Origin of the sequence: Brevibacillus sp. AF8, from assembly GCF_021270385.1 — a bacterium.
Lineage (GTDB): Bacteria > Bacillota > Bacilli > Brevibacillales > Brevibacillaceae > Brevibacillus.
Map to the genome: position 1 here is coordinate 22656 of NZ_JAGQDN010000008.1, position 17604 is coordinate 40259.

The window sequence follows — 17604 nt, forward strand, 5'->3', positions numbered from 1 at the left end:
TTCCCTCCAACAATAGTGATACTCATTCTCAATCATTATCACAAACTTGTGGGCGCAAGAAAATTGAAGAACCTGATTCCTTTTTTGTACATTCCTGTGACTCTGCAAGATGCGTGAGCGCCTCTGATATGGATTGCTCATGGCCGAGGGCGGAATAATGCAGCCAAGGATATACCCCAGCTCGATGTACATTTCCTTTTAATCGATGCTTGCGTACATCCGTTCGAATTTTCCTTTCGTCGAAAAGCAGAATATGATCAGCCTGAAAATCTTGAAGCTCATCCAGGCTCGCGATATCCAGAAAGGCAAAATAATCTGTTCCCACTGGAGGTCTTACCTGTAGGTCACCGTATAAAATATCGGAAATTTTCCGCCTTTTCGCACCAAATATACGGGCTCCACCATCCCACGCCCTCACTGCCATAACGGTTTCATTTCCAATTTTTTTGCGGATACGCTCGCGAGCCGCAGCTGCTTTCAGATCATAATAATAGAGCCAACTGGTCGCCACCTCTGTAATTCCTAGCATGGCAGCTACCTGCTGCAAATGATCTCGCCAAGTCGTTGTTTTAAAGGGAATGAGCCAGGTCGGTGCAATGGTTTCCAATTGTTCAAGCCAAGGGGCAACCTGATCTGTTCCGACAATCAAATCTGGCTCCATCTGATGCAGACGGTACAAGTCAAATTCCAGTGTGGCTGCTTCCATCTGGGAGTACGGCCTCTTTTGCCGATGCTTTTCCCAAACAGGGATCAGATGTTGGATCGAAATCCCCAATGCGAGCAGATCACCGATGATTGCTGGATGGAGTACGGCGATTTTCTTTTGTAACGATTTCTTGAAGCGATAAGGGGGCACGCCAACGATCTTTTTAAACATCCGACTGAAATAGTACACATCCCGATAGCCCACTTCACTAGCTACCTCAGGAATCAGCACGTCCTGCGTCACCAGAAGCTGACAAGCCTTCTCCATTCGTTTCCGATTGATGAATTGCAAGGGAGTGAGCGAGGTGTACTCCTTAAACTGCTGGTAGAAAAGGGTCGGCGTCATTCCTGAGTAGCGAGCCATCTCCTCGATCTGAAAAGTCTCCTCACAATGCTGCTCCATATGCTCAGCGATCCCTTGAAGAAGTTGTTGACGATCTGTTTTTTTCTCTTGCAGCGTGATTCCAGCCATAATAGCTTGCCATAGCTTCAGAAAAAGAATCTGCATGGTTGCCTGATCGAAGCGATCTTTTCGCCATGCCAGATGCAATTGTTCGATGTGATGGTGAATTAAGGATATAGTTTCGATATGGTGCTTCCCCTGAATCGGTAGCATCACTTCGTTTATGAGCCACCCATCCCTTTCTTTTCTGGCATGAGCAGCAAAAAGCGCCACGTAACAAACATAGAGGTTCTCCGTAATGGGCAAGAGGGCGAGCCCTTCCTTCATATCCTCTGGAGATATGAACATGCAATCTCCCTGGTTAAGCATCCCTCCTGTCTTATCCAACCGAAACGACGCCCTGCCCTCTATTACCAAAATAATGATTTGTTCGCTTCTCTCTCTCGCTTCTACAAGCTTCCATTCTTTTGAAATGGACAAAACGTGCACATCATTTACAGTGATGACATTCGGATCACTAAATATGTCTGTTTTTCCCATAAATAACTCCTCTTGAATCATGATGCATCAAATGATAACAATTCTCACCAATTGTACGAGAGACTTGGCAAAACCGCAATTGCACTCGAGTGAGAAAAAGCAAAAAAACGCCAAGCGATCAACAAGATGACCACTCGACGTTTTCTCTTTCCACTTAAGTTATTCTCATGACACTCTTTGTAGACAACTATTTCTAAATGATCGTATATTTTAACAAAGCATCTCATATTTTCTACCTATGTTTCTACTAAAAAACTAACAGAAAGAGGTACAGGTATGCTGAGCAATCAAAAAGTAATCGTAACAGGAGCAGCTTCTGGGATCGGGAAAGCCGTAGTGATGCACTGCTTGAAAGAAGGGGCCGCTGTCATCGCGTGTGACCTCAATCAGGAAGCTTTGCTGGCACTGGAAGAAGAGATGGATCGAGCAGAAAGACTACATACGTATTGTGTGGATGTTAGCAAATATGAAGAGGTCGCGGCTTTTTTTGCGCATATCGAGGCAGAGCATGCGGATTGTACCAGTCTCGTCAATAACGCAGGCATTTACCTGGCGAAAAACATTCTGGACTACGACCTCGACACAATTGAAAAAGTGCTCGCGATTAACGTAAAAGGTTGCATTTATTTCTCACAGATGTTCGGAAAGCTCCTTTTTCCTGCCCAAAAACGAGGAGCTATCGTCAACCTGTCCTCTGTATCCGGAATCGAGGGCAGCTCGGATGCAGTCTACGGAACCTCGAAGGCGGCAATTCTCGGCTTGACGAAAAGCTGCGCAATGAACTTCGCTCCCTACATCCGGGTCAATGCGGTAGCACCCACTATGGTTGCTACACCGATGATGGACACCATTCCAGAATGGCGTCGGGCAGAATATCTCGCTCACGGCCTCATCGACAGCCCTGTAATGCCAGCGGACGTAGCAGATACCGTCGTTTTCCTGTTATCGGAGAAGTCCAAACACTACACCGGAGCGACTTTTGACATCAACAACGGTGGATATCTGCGGTAATAGCATGGCAAAGGGGCGTTTAGTGCCCTACCATCCAAGGGCGTTTGCCCCCACGACTGTGAGAATGTCCCCGCTGTGTCTGGCTACCGTGGTTATGGCTGCACCCTCCTCCTTCATGGGAATGCGAATGCTTCCGTACCACTTTTGGTTCCACGCCACGCTCAACACGTTGTCGCAGCGCTTGCGGTGTCATGATCAATCCTGGTGCGGCATACAAACGCTTTGACGGTAGCCGGCAATTGGGGCACGCAATGCTATCTGTAAGCTCGCTCATCTTCAGCCATTGTACAAATGGACCACATTCCTCGCACATGTAATCATATCTCGGCATCGTATTTGGCTCCCTCTTTCGCGTTCTTTTTCTTGGCTACTTCGGCAAGATATCTCGATCAAAAATGCTTGTCGGGATAGACAAGGTGCAGCATGCGTTCGGAATATCGACGATTCCCGCAATTCTTCCTTCCACCGGTGCCGTTCCCAGCAGCATGTACGCCTGCTCCCCTGTGAAACCCATCGCTGTTTTCAAATATTCGATGGCATTCAGGCATGCATTGCGGTAGGCAACATGCGCATCCATGTACAGCTGCTGCCCTGTCGTCTCGTGGACTGAAATTCCTTCGAAAACGAGGTATTCGGTATAGCGAGGCTCTACTGGACCCGGTTTGAATACAGGGTTGTTCACGATGTTATACTTGGCCATCCCGCCCTTGATGACGTCCACATGAAGATCCAGCCAACCAGCCATTTCAATACCGCCGCAGAAGGTCACTTCTCCGTCTCCTTGTGAAAAATGCAAATCGCCCATGGACAGCTTCGCTCCATTTACATAAACCGGAAAGTAAATGCGAGTGCCTTTGGACAAGTTTTTAATATCGCAGTTTCCTCCGTGCTCGCGAGGGGGGACAGTCCGGGCCGCTTCTCTGGCAATCCGATCAAACTCGGCTCCCTTTAGACTTCCCAACACGGCACTGTGCGGGGTCGGCAAATTCGCGAGTGGCGGCATTCGTTCAGGATTTGTCGCTACGAGGTCGCTCTCTCTTCGGTTCCAGCGATCCAACAGTTGGTGGGAAGGTGCGGTACCAATCAAGCCTGGATGAAGAATCCCAGCAAATTTGACTCCTGGCAAATGACGAGAAGTGGTGTAAATGCCGTGGAAGTCCCAGATCGACTTGGCTGCTTGCGAATAATGATCGACGAGGAAGCTCCCGCCGTTTTCTTTGGCGAAAATCCCGTTAAAACCCCATTCCGATTGAGGGAGTGCCCCGATATCGAGAATATCGACAACCAAGAGGTCGCCTGGCTCTGCTCCATTCACCCAGACAGGTCCACTGAGCACATGGACGCGATTGAGATTGACATCCCGAATGTCGGAAGGGTCATCGTTATTCGCGATCTGCCCGTCCGTCCAGTCCTTACATTCCATGCGGAAAACAGCTCCTGGATTCACGGAAACGGTTGCTGGAATGTCTGGATGCCATCTGTTGTGACCAGGTGTATCCTGCTCCTCCATCGGTTTGTTCAAATCAACTCGAAATAAAACTTCTGGCATGCTGCTTCCCCCTCACTTGTTCAAAATGCGTATGCCCTACATTCACAAAAAGAAGCAAATGACATGCCAATGCTTGCTGGACCTAATAAAAATTTGATAATACCGATTCTTTTGGCTACTTTCTCCTGTATACTTAATAGAAAGTGCTTGTCGCAAAACAGGTCATGCAGTTGATCTGCCCTTGACCCGGAAATGTCCCACCTCTCTTGTATCGCTTTCGTCATTGTGTGTCGTTTGTTTCCCTGCTTCCTTGTCGGACACCTGTCCCACGATCGAACAAACAAACTATAACAAGAAAGGGTGCGAGAACGATTTTTGAAGCCGGCATGCTACTCTCGTCTTTCGATTCTTCCTCCGTAACCGAGCGTTCCCATCATCGCGCGATCCCTCATGCTGTCTTTCACTCTCTCTATCAGCAATTACAGGCCTCCGCGAATCTTTCATCCTATGAATTTTCTCTGATTAGGGATGCGCTAATCCATTTGCTACAAAATGGCTCTTTGCCGCTTTTTCCGCTATCTCATTCCACTACGCGACATTCTTCTGCCCTTCAAACGAATCATGTGATTCCAGCACTCAGGCATCCCTCTCATTCTGTTCCCAATTGGAAGAGTCTTCTTTTCGCATGGGCGGAAAACAGCCAAGAATACCTCATCGCACTCAGTGACGAGCGCATCGTACTTTTTGCTAACAAGCGGGCACAAGAACGATTTTCGTTAGTTGAAGGCCTTGTGCTCGAGGCGGAATGGGAACAAGAACGCTTAACCAATTGGTATTTAGAAGAACTCGATCTGGGTGAGAAGACGTGGTATCGCCTTTTTCTTATTCGCCCAAGTATGTCAACCTTTTCAAAGACTACTAGCAGCGATTCTTTTTCAGAGATTCATACGAATAGCCCCCTCTATCAAGCTCAACTACATACAGCACGTATTGCTGCAAAATCGCTATCGAATACGTTATTGCTCGGAGAAACAGGCTGTGGCAAAGAAGTCCTGGCACGTGCCATCCACTCCTCCAGTTCGAGAAAAGACGGCCCTTTTCTTGCGGTCAATATCGCAGCACTTCCACGCGAACTGATCGCCAGTGAGCTATTTGGATATACAGAAGGAGCTTTTACGGGAGCAAAAAAAGGAGGACAACCAGGAAAATTCGAAGCAGCAAATGGAGGAACGCTATTTCTCGATGAAATCGGGGAAATGAGTTTGGAGCTTCAAGTGCTTTTGCTACGCGTCCTCGAAGAGCGCAAAGTGACGAGATTGGGCTCTCATGAAGAAAAGCCATTGGACATTCGGATTATCGCAGCCACCAATCGTTCTATAGAAGAACAGGTACAAAATGGGCAGTTTCGCGCAGACCTTTACTACAGGCTCAATGTCCTGCAAATACGCATCCCTCCTCTGCGCGAACGCAAGGAAGACATTGCAACCTTGGCTCACGAGTTCCTCCAGCAGCTACATACCCAATATGCTGGCGGTCCGACCGATATCTGTGAATCTGCCCTGGCGATCTTAAAGCAGCATTCATGGCCCGGAAATATTCGTGAGCTGCGCAATATCGTGGAACGGGCATTTTTACATGCGTTTGGTGATTCGTGGGTCACCTCTCACCATCTCCCGAGCGAATGGCAGCAGCAGTATGGGCTGCAAGAAGCATCCGGGGAACCTTTGCCATTATTGCGCGAATTAGAGCGACAGACGATCCAGCAAGCCATCACACAAGCTCCGTCCATCAGCGCCGCTGCCAAAAAGCTAGGTATTGCGCGAAGCACCCTTTATCGAAAAATGGAAGAGTTAGGAATCGGATAAGAAATTCGGGGGATGAGCCTTAGCAGCTTGTCCCCCGAATCATTTTACAGATACCCTATTCGCCAGCGAGTGCTCGCCGTATCGTCATTCTTGCTTCCTCTGCTACTATCTCATCATTGTGATCAATGGCTTGCATCCAGAGCAGCATCGGAATGTACACCGCCATCATTCTCGCCAATATTTTTGTCTCTTCATCCACTTCTCCATACGTATGGAAAAACGATTGACGGGCTTGTGGCGGTAAAAAACTGTACGCCACATTTACATCCGCTCCCGGGTGACCCAGATTGAGATCGCCCCAGTCAATGATGCCTGATATCTGCCCGGCTTCATCTACCAGCATATTTTTAACATGCAAGTCTCCGTGCAGCAGCACTTCACGTGGACTTAATCGGTCGATCACGACTTGTCCTAAATAATTTGCGATCGCATCCCGATCCTCTGCAGGAATATGTACAACTAAGGTAGACAAAAACGTCTGCATCTTTTCTTTTCTCTGTGCAATGTCCAGGAGGTTCCTGTGATCATGCTCGATGCCGTTCTCCCGGGCACGCTGGGACGGAAATGCATGCAGGCTTTTTAAAAACGTTGCAAGTGCCACTGCTGATGAAGCACGCTGCTCGTCGGTCAAGCCTTTTGGAAACGTTCCAGGCACATACGTGTACCCCAAGAAAGGGAATGGATAGTCGTTGGTTGGTTCCCCATAAAAAACCGGCTTCGGATACGGGATCGTCAGGAATGCCGCAAGCATTGGCAGCAGCACCCCTTCCTTCTTGATCAACGCAACAGCGACATTCCGCCTGGGAAAACGGAAGACATATTCGTCCCCCACTCGAAAGACCACGTTATCCCACCCACAGCCAATCAGCTTAATGGGCATGGAAGATAGCCGCGGAAACTGACGGAAAATGAGTGCACGTGCCAATGGTTCGGATACGTCCCAGTCAGCATCCCATGGATTCGAGTTGGTCATGGTTTTCGTCCCCTCCCATTTGTCCTTTCATCTGCCGTGATGGGTGCTTACAGCTACGATTACGTAGATCGGATCTGATAGACACATCTCTTTCCGCCGATTGCCACGCATTCCGTCCGTTCTACGCTCGTCTGCAGTAACGCTCGGTAACAATTAAGCTCTCTTGCACAAATCATCTGATACCGATCTGCTACTTTAAAATAAGGACAATTGTGCTGCGTGATCACATATTCCTCATCACTGACCTGCTCCCATCTCGCCATAAATCCATTGTCATCTTGGATGCGCGCCATCTCTGCCACCTTTTCAGATAGCGCTTTTCCTTCCATCTGTCCCTCGTATTTCTGGATCATCTTTTCTTGTTGTCTTGCGAAAAATTGATCCACTCGGTCTTCCCCGTCTGCCAGCACGATATGCTCCATCAAATCCACGGCCAATTGCCCGTAATCATTCGGAAATTGTTCGTTGCCTTGCTGTGTCAACGAGTAGTAATGCATCGGTCTGCCTGCTTTTTGACGACCTACTCTGCACACAACAAAACCGTCTTTTTCCAAGTAGATCATTTGCCTGCTGACAGCTACCTTTGTGAGTTCCAGCCTGTTTTGTAAATCCTTTGTGCTGAGTTCCCCTTCTCTTTTCAGCAACAATAGAATGTATTCACGTGTTGACAGGTGTTTATATCTCTCCATTTTCTCTTCGCCCCTTTATTGGAAAAGAACGATACGCTCACAGTATATGTCCTTTGTATAACTAATTCAACAAACATGTTTATAAAGTGACCCTCTTTGTTCATCACAAAGGTTACGCAACTGCAATTTATTAAACATTTTAGTTGAATATATATAAATTAGTGCCTATACTATGATTGTAGTGCACGGTGTTTTTTTCCAAGAAGGATAGGTGAAAAGGATGAAAGCTGTATTCTCCCTTCTCCGTGAACGACAGGTCGAAGTGACTTATCAGGAGCCTTTGGCGGCACATACTACCTGGAGAATTGGCGGACCTGCGGATTTACTGATTATACCGAGCAGTAAATCTCAACTGATCATGGTCCTACAAATACTGAATGAACATCATGTCCCATGGATGGTGATGGGAAAGGGTTCCAACCTTTTGATCACAGACAAGGGGTATCGTGGCGCGGTCATTAAATTAAACAAGGCTTTGGACTATGCCCGAATCGTGGGCAATCAGATTTACGCAGGGGCCGGCTACTCCTTAATCAAGCTTGCAGCATTGGCAAACAAGCACAGACTCAGTGGCTTGGAGTTCGCAGGTGGAATACCCGGGTCTGTCGGCGGAGCTGTGTATATGAATGCAGGCGCCAACGGATCGGATATATCAGACATTTTCCATTCAGCTGAAGTGATCACACAAACCGGAGCCATTCGCTCCTTGCGTGTTGTAGATTTGGATTTTTCTTATCGCCACTCTTCCTTGCAAGATGCTGATGTCATCATCACGGAAGCGATTTTTGAACTGACTTTGCGCGATAGCGAAAGCATCAAGCTCCAATGGAACCAATATAAAGAAAAACGTTTAAAAACACAGCCTCTGCCGTTCGACTGTGCGGGCAGTGTATTCAGAAATCCACCGGGCCATTTTGCGGCAAAGCTCATCGAAGATGCTGGCCTAAAAGGTATGCGGTACGGAGGCGCGGAAGTATCGAGCAAACACGCCAATTTTATTATGAATACCGGCAATGCCACTGCACTTGATGTATGGACACTCATGAGACAGATTCAGGAAAAAGTTCACAGCCAATCTGGCATTCAGCTTGTTCCTGAAGTTGTGATCGTAGGTGAACTGTAAACATAAAAAAGGGAGGTCTCACGATGATTCAAATCAGCCAAGCTGCTGTCACTCGCATTCAAAATATGCTTGAACAAGAAAGCTCTCCTCTCTTCATTCGTTTTGGCGTGAAGGACGGCGGGTGTTCCGGAATGACCTACGCGCTCGGTTTTGATGATACTTATCAAGAGGGCGACTCCACAATCGAAATGGATGGCGTGAAGTTGGTCGTCAATCCGGAAAGTTATCCGTATGTCGATGGCGTCGAAATCGATTATAAAGAGACAGGAATGATGGGTGGGTTTACGATCCAAAACCCGAATGCGATTGCAACCTGCGGCTGTGGAAGCAGCTTCCGTACAGCCCTACATCGAGGAAAAAGAGAAAAGTGTGAGTAAATCACCAGACGAAAATGACTTGTCACCGATTGCAAACGAATGCTATTCTAGTGAAAAATTTCCCCCTATTACTTATGTAAGGTGACAATATGCTTTCATTTTCCAGACTAATCAAATGTAAACCCCCAATCCCGTAATCTCCCTCCTGCGCTGTTTGAGATTTTCGGAATGTAGGGGGAATGTACAAGTGAATACAAAAATCTCAACACCATCTTTGCTACTGTTGATCATTCTGGTGGGTTTTCCGCAAATTAGTGAAACGATCTACACACCTTCGTTACCTGATATCGCCAATAGTCTTCATGCCAGTAACAATACGATCCAGCTGACACTCAGTATTTACTTCCTCGGTTTTGCCTTTGGCGTATTTTGTTGGGGAAGACTCTCTGACGCTACCGGCCGACGCCCTGCCATGCTCTGGGGAATTTTCGTTTACGGTCTGGGCAGCTTGGGTTGCTACCTCTCCGTTTCAGCTGACTGGTTGTTATGGAGCCGGTTCATTCAAGCTTTCGGTGCGAGTGCAGGATCGGTGGTAACCCAAACCATTTTACGAGAGAGTACCGATACCACCAAGCGTCATGCTGTTTTTGCTCAGATTTCAGCTGCTCTCGCTTTTACGCCTGCAATTGGCCCCTTAATCGGTGGTTGGGTGGATCAATCGTTTGGATACCAGGCTGTTTTCTTCACGCTAATTGCGATGAGCGTAGCGATTTTTGCTTACGCGTTTGTATCGTTGCCTGAGACCAAAACATTTACCGCTTCAAAGATAAACACGCTGGCTGTAGCCAAACGCCTTTTTACGGACAAAAGGATTTGGGCTTTTGGCTTCTTAATTGGGGCGACAAATGGCATGTTGTTCAGTTACTATGCCGAAGCGCCATTTATTTTCATTGCGTTTTTCGGCATGACGCCTGGTGTGTTTGGGTTCTTGGGGATTTTCGTAGCTTTGGCTTCTGTGATCGGGGCCATGCTCTCGAAAAAACAACTAACCAAATACCCCGCTGAGAACATTATCCTGATCGGCTCACTGGTGACAACGTTAGGAGCAGTATGCCTCACAAGTTTCACTTTGTATGGAGTGAGCCCGTCCGTTGTTTCGATGGCGATCATGGTAATCTCTATCTTTACCCTTTTGCTAGGGATTGGGATCATGATTCCAAACTGCCTGAGTTTAGCTCTTGTCCACTACAGCGATGTGCTCGGAACTGCTGGCGCTATTTTTGGTTTGATTTACTACCTCATCGTCAGTCTCATCACGAGTGGCATGAGCTATTTTCATAACGGCTCGCTGGTCACCATGCCAATCTACTTCTTGCTATTGGCAATCATGATGGTGCTTGTTAGTAAACAAATGACGGCCAGCCATACAACCAAATAGCCGATTCGCTCTTTTCAGCAACTTCAACACCAAAAAGCCGATTCTCTCATAGAGAAATCGGCTTTTTGCCTGTACTCGTCACTCCTCCCGCTTCGTCTCGATCGATAATCCTTCGACATGCTTGCGACTCATCATTTTACGTTTCTTTCGGTTCTCTTTTGTCTCAAAAACGATGTCCATGTCATAATCGGCCGGATACAGCTCTTTGCCCTCAATATGCAAGACGAGGCGCTTTTTGTTGATTTTATATTTCTGATTTTGAATCATGACGCCAACGATACCTTTGGAGTCCTCCGCAGCAAACACGATGCCGGTTCTCCCCAAATAGGAGATGAATACACTATCGCCAACAGCAAATGGTTTGTCACGCTTTGGCGTGGCTGGGGTATCTGCTGCTTTTTCGGAAATCTCCTGGGAAAGTTGCTCACGCGTTTCCTCTTCTACTGCCACTACCACTTCTTCCGGCTTTTCTATTATCCGTGACTCCACATAGCCTGGAGCCTCATACTCTTCCTGCTCGACGTCTTGGTATTGTTCCAGCCTCTCATTAGCGGCAGTCGTAGTCATGAATCCATTCCGAGTAATTTCCCGAGAACGCTGAATCATCTCAGACGGGATACCCAGCTTCAGTGCGATCAGGAATGCGTAGCTCTGGCCAGCTTCTCCGATTCGCAAGCGATACAGTGGCTGCAAGGTCTCCTCGTCAAATTCCATTCGTGCATTTTGGAACCCGGCAGTTGCGGAGGCAAAATTTTTGATTTCGTTAAAATGTGTATTCACGATTACCGTCGCTCCTCTTCGGTGCAGCTCCTCCAAAATCGCAATCGATAAAGCGACCCCTTCTCCTGGATCTGTACCCGTAGCCATCTCATCAATTAGAACAAGGGTCGAGGCGTCGGTAATCTTCAAGATTTCCAAGACATTATGAATATGCGCCGAAAACGTGCTTAACGCTTGCTCGATACTCTGCCCATCCCCAATATCTACAGCGATGTTGCGGAAAATGGAGAAACGACTGCCTTCCTGTACTGGTACTAGCAAACCTGACTGAACCATCATGGTTAACAGCCCAATGGTTTTTAGGGTCAATGTTTTCCCGCCTGTATTGGGACCTGTAATAATAAGCGATTTGTACTCTCGGCCAATTTTCAAATGCAGTGGCACCATTTTCGGACCGAGTAGCGGATGCCGTGCTTCCTTGACATCGAGGATTCCTTTTTCGTTTAGCTCGACGTTCGCGCCTCCGATTGCCAATGCGTACTTCGCTTTTGCGAAAAGGAAGTCATACATTCCAACGATCTCGACATTCGCGGTGAGTTCATGGGTATATTCTTCTGCGAACGCGGATAATTGCATCAGTACTTTTGTTACCTCGCGTTCTTCCTCTGCCTTGAGTGCTGTCAGCTCAAACTGTACGGCGCTGATCTCCGTCGGTTCCATATAGACGGTTTGACCGCTCGCCGACTCATCTAAGACACTGCCTGCCACTTGCTTGCGATGTTCTTTTTTGATAGGGATGACATAGCGTCCATTGCGTGTACTAATCACATTTTCTTGCATGATCGAACGATATTTGTTCATGATCGAATCCAATTGCCTTTTCAGGCGATCTTCAAATACGACAATTCGTTTGCGCACCTTCAACAAGTCTTTGCTGGCGGAATCGACAACTTGCCCATGACGGATGCACTGTTCGATTTCGTTCCTCAATTTTGTAGCGTCGTACATCGATGCTGCATAGGTGCTTACGCGTGGCGCCAATTGTGCTTTTGTTGCCATGTACTTCATGAGTTGTGAGCAACTCGTTAGGAACAAGTACAGATTCGTAAAATCGTTTACGCCAAATACATATCCCGTCCCCAGAAGAGAAAGGATCTTCTCCATCCCTTCCAGCGCGGGAATTGGTACACTAGCTCCATTTTGCAGGATGTTCTTGGCTTCAGCTGTTTCGTCCAGCTTACTACGCACTACCTTGACAGAGTCCATTGGCATCATTTGTTCTACATGCTTTTTCCCTGCGTACGATAAGGCGTATTCCATTACCTTTTCTTTGATCTTGTCGTATTCGAGACGCTGTAATGCTTTTTCATTCATGACTGATTTCTCCTTTTTATGAAAAATAAAAAAGGGCGAAGAATGAACAAATGTCATTCTCCGCCCTTTTTTTGGTATACCTAAACAAAACGCAACCAAATAAAAAACCGCGCTGAACACAGCACGGATTTTGGGCGCAATGATAGGGTTTTCACCTAAGGCATTGTATGATATCCGTTGTTCTTAACTAATTCCAAGGCCGATTATCACCCAGCACAAAGAAACTTTGCTACAGGGCAAAATTTCGAATGGTGAATCAAGACCTTTTGTATGGAATTGCTTTAGTTAAGAACGACCGCCGACATCAACATCTCTCCCTAGATATGGTTCCTTTCACTATAGCGCATGTGATCCTCTGCCGTCAATCCGCTTCGAATTTGTACAGCTTCACACCATAACCAGTAAAAATATCGTCAAGCTGCTTCCTCACCACATCCCAATCCCCGCCTGCTAATCCGCAGCCGATCCCGTATGGAATGGCGATGGTCAGATTTTCTTTTTTCGCGAGGGTGAGAACTTCTTCCAACCCTTTTTGCAGCATGTCATATTTCGTATAGACTCCTTTTTTTCCATAACCGAGCTGTGCAAAAAGGTTCGCAATGTACTTCCCTTCCCCGACCTGGCAAAGCAGCACTTGTCCAAGGAGGTCGCCTCGTGCATCTGCATACTGCTCGCAATGACGCTTGTACGCCGTATAAACACTTGGATAGTTGGCCCTAATTTGCTTGGCAAGACCTGCTCCCATCACACCCATGCAGTTGACCTGCTGCACGATGATATTTTCTGTAGCTTCCAAAATATTTCCTGACACGACTTGTACCCATTCATTCATGGCACTCACTCCTTTTCCTTACGCTTCATGCAGGACTTTCTTTTTACGCCTAAAGAAGCGCAGACAAACAAAATAAAGCACAGATGCCGCTACGCCCAGGACATAAAACTTGAGAAGCAGCGTTAAGGTATGCATAACGATGAAAAAAAGCATCATCGTTGCGATGATTCCAGCTACGACGTACAGCATTGCTTCCAGTATGAGAAGGTGCCTTCTCTTGTTCAATGGCATTCGCTTCATGACCCAATCAATGATGATAGATTGCGGAATCCCTAACATAAACACCGTCGGGAACGTAAGCATCGCGACGGGAAGAACCGAGAATCGATCCTGAAAATACAGAAGGGCAGTTGCAAATGTAAATAAAAAACTCGCCACTATACCCGCCATAAACCTTTCAGCCATGCAGAACAATCACTCCTTCTTCCTGCTCACGAATAAACAGGTCTGGATAGTTCAGGACCAACCCATTTGTATCAACAGTGATGTTCTCCACGAATGTTCCAGCCTGGTATCGATAGACAGAAGAGTCCCCATTGCTTTCTAACAGCGTATATTGCTGCTGCACTTGTCTATACGTCAGCTCATGGGCCAAGAAATAGACTACTTGAATAGACTGTGGTTCCCATGGAGAATACGATAAACGGCGGATTGGCAGTGTATTTGTGAAAGGTGTACAAGAAATATCGATATCGATACAGCCAAAGAGCTCAGGAATGGGCTCACCCACCTCATTCGTCCAGTTTCCCTTGCCATCCGATGAGAGATGCAAAGCTCCTTCTTCGCCCATGATTGCCAGTGAAACCTCACGTGTGACCCAATTTGAATCCAGGACCATTTCATATTGGATTCTGGTTATACTAGCGTCATCCAGCCTTCCGATCACCATGCTATTTACGTGGATTCTGTTCGAGCCCTCCCGTATGCTCAAATGCTCATATCCTACACCTGTGGTTGGTTTCTAGATAACATTCGTTGGTAACATGCGAACCCCTCCGATCATTTGTTCCCCTTTTCTCATCCTATCATTTCTTGGATGAAAATGGTAGAGTCCTGTATAACCGGCTTGCACAACGCATACCTGAGTCATCTATGGAATAGGATCATAGTACCGGAAAATAATGGAAAGGAGACAATCGATGGATAATCCCTCCCTCTCCTTAACACAACCTGACATGCTGTCCATTATTCGCAATGGTCTCCCCAAAACCCACTCCCCCCTCCATATCATCATCGTCGGGGCTGGGATGGCTGGTCTTGTTTCTGCCTCGTTGCTAAAAGCAGCGGGACACAACGTAACGATTTTGGAAGCAGCAAACCGGATAGGGGGCAGAGTGTACACATTGCGCTCTCCATTTACCCATGGCCATTATCTGGATGCCGGGGCCATGCGTATTCCTCACACGCACGAACTTACCCTGGCATACGTGACGAAATTCGCTCTGCCCCTTCATCCGTTTATCAACAACTCTCCCAACGATATCCTCTCCGTAAATGGCATCAAAACAAGACGCTGGATCTATGAACGCAATCCTGACATCCTCCGGTTCCCTGTAGCCCCACATGAAAAAGGCCGTACTTTCAATGAATTAGCCGGGCAAGCCATTAAGCCTGTCATCGACTTCATCAATCTCAATCCAGCAACGAACTGGCCCATCATCGTCAAAAAATACGATCGATTTTCCATGGACCAGTTCTTGCGCTTCAATCCTGTTGGTCCTTCCTTATCCTCCCCCGCTATCGATATGATCAAGGTCATGACTGGCTTCGAGGGTTTCCCTGAGCTCGCCTTTCCCGAAATTTTACGAGACTTCATCCTGTTCGATCCTTCTACACGCTTTTACGAAATAGCAGGGGGATTTGATCAGCTACCACAGGCATTTCTCCCACAATTACAAGACAATATATATCTCCGGCATAAAATGACGCGAATCGTCAAGACGGGGAATCAAATGACCATTTCTGGCGTTCGTACCGACACAGACGAAATGTTTCAGATGACCGGCGATATCGCGATTATTACCATCCCTTTTACTGTCTTGCAGTTTGTTCAGGTCGAACCGTACGACCTGTTTTCCTATCAAAAATGGAAAGCCATTCGTCAACTCCACTATGTTTCTTCATCCAAAATAGGCGTTCAGTTTTCTCAGCGCTTCTGGGAAGCACAAGGAATAAGGAGCGGACAAACAGTAACGGATTCACCTATTCGCCTCTCCTACTTCCCCAATCACGGATTTGATCGGCCCGGGGGTGTCGTATTGGTCAGTTACACATGGGAAGATGACGACCTTCCTTGGCTCAGCATGCCGAAAGAAGTTCAAGTGATGCAAGCAGTAAAGCATCTGGCTGATATTCATGGAGAGCAGGTGTACAATACATTCGTTACGGGGGTCGCACATAATTGGGCATTGCAGCCCCATGCTGCTGGTGCCTTTGCCTTGTTCAAACCGTTGCAGGAGACGGAATTTGCTTCCCACATTGGTGCGCCTGAAGGAAAAATTTATTTTGCGGGGGAGCATATCTCGAATGAATATCACGGCTGGATTCAGGGGGCGATTGAGTCTGCTGTGCGCGTGGCTGTAGAGGTGGGCAGAAAATAAGCGGGGTTCTGTACGATAAAATATTCCGTACATTCCCCGCCGTTTGTCGATTATGATTCTTTTACGAATTCCACTCATATTCTTTTCGAAGCAGCGCCAGCTTCACAAGATCAATGTACATCCCATTTTCAAATTCCGTTTCTCGATGGATTCCTTCCACCTGAAAGCCAAATTTTTGGAGCAAATGGATAGATGCCGTATTTCGTGTATCTGCATCTGCTTCTATTCTGTTTAGATGCATATGCGTAAACCCGTACGCGATAATGGGCCGCAGTGCTTCCGACATGATCCCCTTATTCCACCACGAAAAATTCAGATCATACCCAATCTCCGCTTTGTTATGTCCAGCATGATAATGTTTATAGCCGCAGCTACCAAGAAATTTTCCAGTGAAACGATCCGTGACCGCCCACCTGAGTCCCTGTTTTTGTTCAAATAAGTCTCGGTACCATCGAAGTTCATTTTCAGCATCTGCAATCGATTGAAATCTCGCTATTCCTACATATCTCGCCACATCTTCATGTGACAACACTTCAAAAATATCTTCTATGTCTTGTTGATCAGGTTGTCGCAGGATCAATCTGTCTGTTTCGATGACAGGGAATTGATCGAACATCGTCGGGCTACTCACGATAAGAACCTCCTCACAAACGTAGGACGGGACATTTTGGTTGCCTCATTCCCTTCCATAATCTAGTTCATGATATAGTTTATGATAGAAAGAAGCAATGTCTCGAATTGCTGAATCTGCTTGTGCGTTGCTCTTTTTGACGATGCCTTGATCCATATAGTTGTCGTGACAACTCTGTTCTACTGGTGGAGGATAGCAGAGTGTTAATGCGTTCGTACTACAGCATCTTACGAAAGTGATATTCCATCTCTCCAGCCATGGCTGCCGGAGTATCACCTGTTTCGCGGAAATCATGGGTATGAATCGTTTCAAACGGTCCAAAATCCGCTTGCTTATAAAACTCAAAACAAGGGAAGCCATCATGCGCTCCTTCGATCTGTACAAGACCATCCTTTTTCGCCGTAACTGATAATAAGTAGTCAACCGGAGGCGCATGCTCATTCAGGGGATTGCTCGCACTTGCGCTCATTTCAAAGCTCACTTCATCATCCGATTTCCATATCATATTCCTGCACAAAATGCCGTCCGTACTCGCTTTTCCCTTTCTCAGCTGAATCGAGCCATCAGGATTCGTGATCTTCTCTGTTGTGATTCCCGTGTTCTGATAGGTGAAAATTTCTTTTTTCATAAAGTCTACGACAACCTCTTGCTCCACTCTGGAACGCATGGCGTTAACTGCATGCGGGGTAAATTCACGCGAATCGCCTTCGAATTGAATGATTTTTCCTGTTTGCGAATCAGTTCTTGGTTCCGTCCATGACAGGGGGATAAATACACTCGCCCTGATTTTGATCAGGTTCACCATACCTTGGCACCTCCATGTGTCATTGTTCTTCTAAGACAAATATGTTATGTTTTGGTAAAAAAAGAACACCATGCAGATATCATCATTTC

16 protein-coding genes and 1 pseudogene are annotated in these 17604 nt (G+C 46.9%); 6 read left to right on the top strand and 11 right to left on the bottom strand.

Annotated elements, in window-relative coordinates; genetic code table 11:
- Positions 1–28: 28 nt before the first annotated feature.
- Positions 29–1648 (bottom strand): AraC family transcriptional regulator, encoded by a 1620-nt coding sequence (locus tag KB186_RS12820; protein ID WP_232773755.1) that lies wholly within the window; start codon positions 1646–1648, stop codon positions 29–31.
- Between the two features lie 276 nt (positions 1649–1924).
- Here KB186_RS12820 and KB186_RS12825 point away from each other — a divergent pair, with 276 nt between their 5' ends.
- A complete protein-coding gene (locus tag KB186_RS12825) occupies positions 1925–2659 on the top strand; it encodes an SDR family NAD(P)-dependent oxidoreductase (RefSeq protein ID WP_232773756.1) in 735 nt (244 codons plus the stop codon).
- A gap of 19 nt (positions 2660–2678) precedes the next feature.
- On the opposite strand, the gene KB186_RS12830 is transcribed toward KB186_RS12825, so the two are convergent.
- The gene (locus KB186_RS12830) at positions 2679–2990 is read right to left on the bottom strand and encodes an FmdB family zinc ribbon protein (RefSeq protein WP_173608292.1); all 312 of its coding nucleotides are present in this window, start codon (positions 2988–2990) and stop codon (positions 2679–2681) included.
- A gap of 36 nt (positions 2991–3026) precedes the next feature.
- Complete coding sequence (fmdA, locus tag KB186_RS12835; RefSeq protein WP_106782843.1) at positions 3027–4208, bottom strand: formamidase; 1182 nt, start codon at positions 4206–4208, stop codon at positions 3027–3029.
- Positions 4209–4690: 482 nt separating this feature from the next.
- Here fmdA and KB186_RS12840 point away from each other — a divergent pair, with 482 nt between their 5' ends.
- Positions 4691–6013, top strand: a complete 1323-nt coding sequence (locus tag KB186_RS12840; protein ID WP_173608294.1) for a sigma-54 interaction domain-containing protein — start codon at positions 4691–4693, stop codon at positions 6011–6013.
- Between the two features lie 55 nt (positions 6014–6068).
- On the opposite strand, the gene KB186_RS12845 is transcribed toward KB186_RS12840, so the two are convergent.
- Both KB186_RS12845 and KB186_RS12850 read right to left on the bottom strand, forming a co-directional pair.
- On the bottom strand, positions 6069–6986 hold the full coding sequence (locus tag KB186_RS12845) for a phosphotransferase (RefSeq protein WP_232773757.1): 918 nt from the start codon (positions 6984–6986) through the stop codon (positions 6069–6071).
- Between the two features lie 59 nt (positions 6987–7045).
- Entirely contained in the window at positions 7046–7675 is a 630-nt protein-coding gene (locus KB186_RS12850; RefSeq protein ID WP_173608296.1) for a helix-turn-helix transcriptional regulator, read from the bottom strand.
- Positions 7676–7895: 220 nt separating this feature from the next.
- Between KB186_RS12850 and murB the strand changes: the two genes are divergently transcribed.
- The 3 genes from murB to KB186_RS12865 all read left to right on the top strand — a co-directional run bounded on the left by murB (position 7896) and on the right by KB186_RS12865 (position 10553).
- Positions 7896–8798 (top strand): UDP-N-acetylmuramate dehydrogenase, encoded by a 903-nt coding sequence (murB, locus tag KB186_RS12855; RefSeq protein ID WP_173608297.1) that lies wholly within the window; start codon positions 7896–7898, stop codon positions 8796–8798.
- Between the two features lie 23 nt (positions 8799–8821).
- Positions 8822–9175 carry a HesB/IscA family protein gene (locus tag KB186_RS12860; RefSeq protein WP_173608298.1) on the top strand — a complete coding sequence of 118 codons (354 nt, stop codon included), beginning with the start codon at positions 8822–8824 and terminating at the stop codon, positions 9173–9175.
- A gap of 187 nt (positions 9176–9362) precedes the next feature.
- Positions 9363–10553, top strand: coding sequence for a multidrug effflux MFS transporter (locus KB186_RS12865; protein WP_173608299.1), 1191 nt, complete (start codon positions 9363–9365; stop codon positions 10551–10553).
- A gap of 78 nt (positions 10554–10631) precedes the next feature.
- Here the strand turns inward: KB186_RS12865 and KB186_RS12870 are convergent, their stop codons facing one another.
- The 4 genes and pseudogenes from KB186_RS12870 to KB186_RS12885 form a co-directional block, all read right to left on the bottom strand.
- Positions 10632–12647 (bottom strand): endonuclease MutS2, encoded by a 2016-nt coding sequence (locus KB186_RS12870; RefSeq protein ID WP_173608300.1) that lies wholly within the window; start codon positions 12645–12647, stop codon positions 10632–10634.
- A gap of 361 nt (positions 12648–13008) precedes the next feature.
- A complete protein-coding gene (locus KB186_RS12875; protein ID WP_221869052.1) occupies positions 13009–13479 on the bottom strand; it encodes a macro domain-containing protein in 471 nt (156 codons plus the stop codon).
- Between the two features lie 18 nt (positions 13480–13497).
- The gene (locus KB186_RS12880) at positions 13498–13884 is read right to left on the bottom strand and encodes a hypothetical protein (RefSeq protein WP_173608302.1); all 387 of its coding nucleotides are present in this window, start codon (positions 13882–13884) and stop codon (positions 13498–13500) included.
- A pseudogene (locus tag KB186_RS12885) lies at positions 13877–14464 on the bottom strand (putative glycolipid-binding domain-containing protein). The gene KB186_RS12880 and the pseudogene KB186_RS12885 overlap by 8 nt, the downstream one beginning before the upstream one ends.
- A 154-nt stretch (positions 14465–14618) precedes the next feature.
- On the opposite strand from KB186_RS12885, the gene KB186_RS12890 reads away from it, so the two are divergent.
- A complete protein-coding gene (locus KB186_RS12890) occupies positions 14619–16079 on the top strand; it encodes a flavin monoamine oxidase family protein (RefSeq protein ID WP_173608303.1) in 1461 nt (486 codons plus the stop codon).
- A gap of 61 nt (positions 16080–16140) precedes the next feature.
- Here KB186_RS12890 and KB186_RS12895 read toward each other — a convergent pair whose 3' ends face one another.
- Together KB186_RS12895 and KB186_RS12900 are read right to left on the bottom strand one after the other, a co-directional pair.
- Positions 16141–16710: a GNAT family N-acetyltransferase gene (locus tag KB186_RS12895; protein ID WP_173608304.1), complete on the bottom strand. Its 570-nt coding sequence runs from the start codon at positions 16708–16710 to the stop codon at positions 16141–16143.
- Positions 16711–16927: 217 nt separating this feature from the next.
- A complete protein-coding gene (locus KB186_RS12900) occupies positions 16928–17515 on the bottom strand; it encodes a DUF3238 domain-containing protein (RefSeq protein ID WP_173608305.1) in 588 nt (195 codons plus the stop codon).
- Positions 17516–17604: the final 89 nt, after the last annotated feature.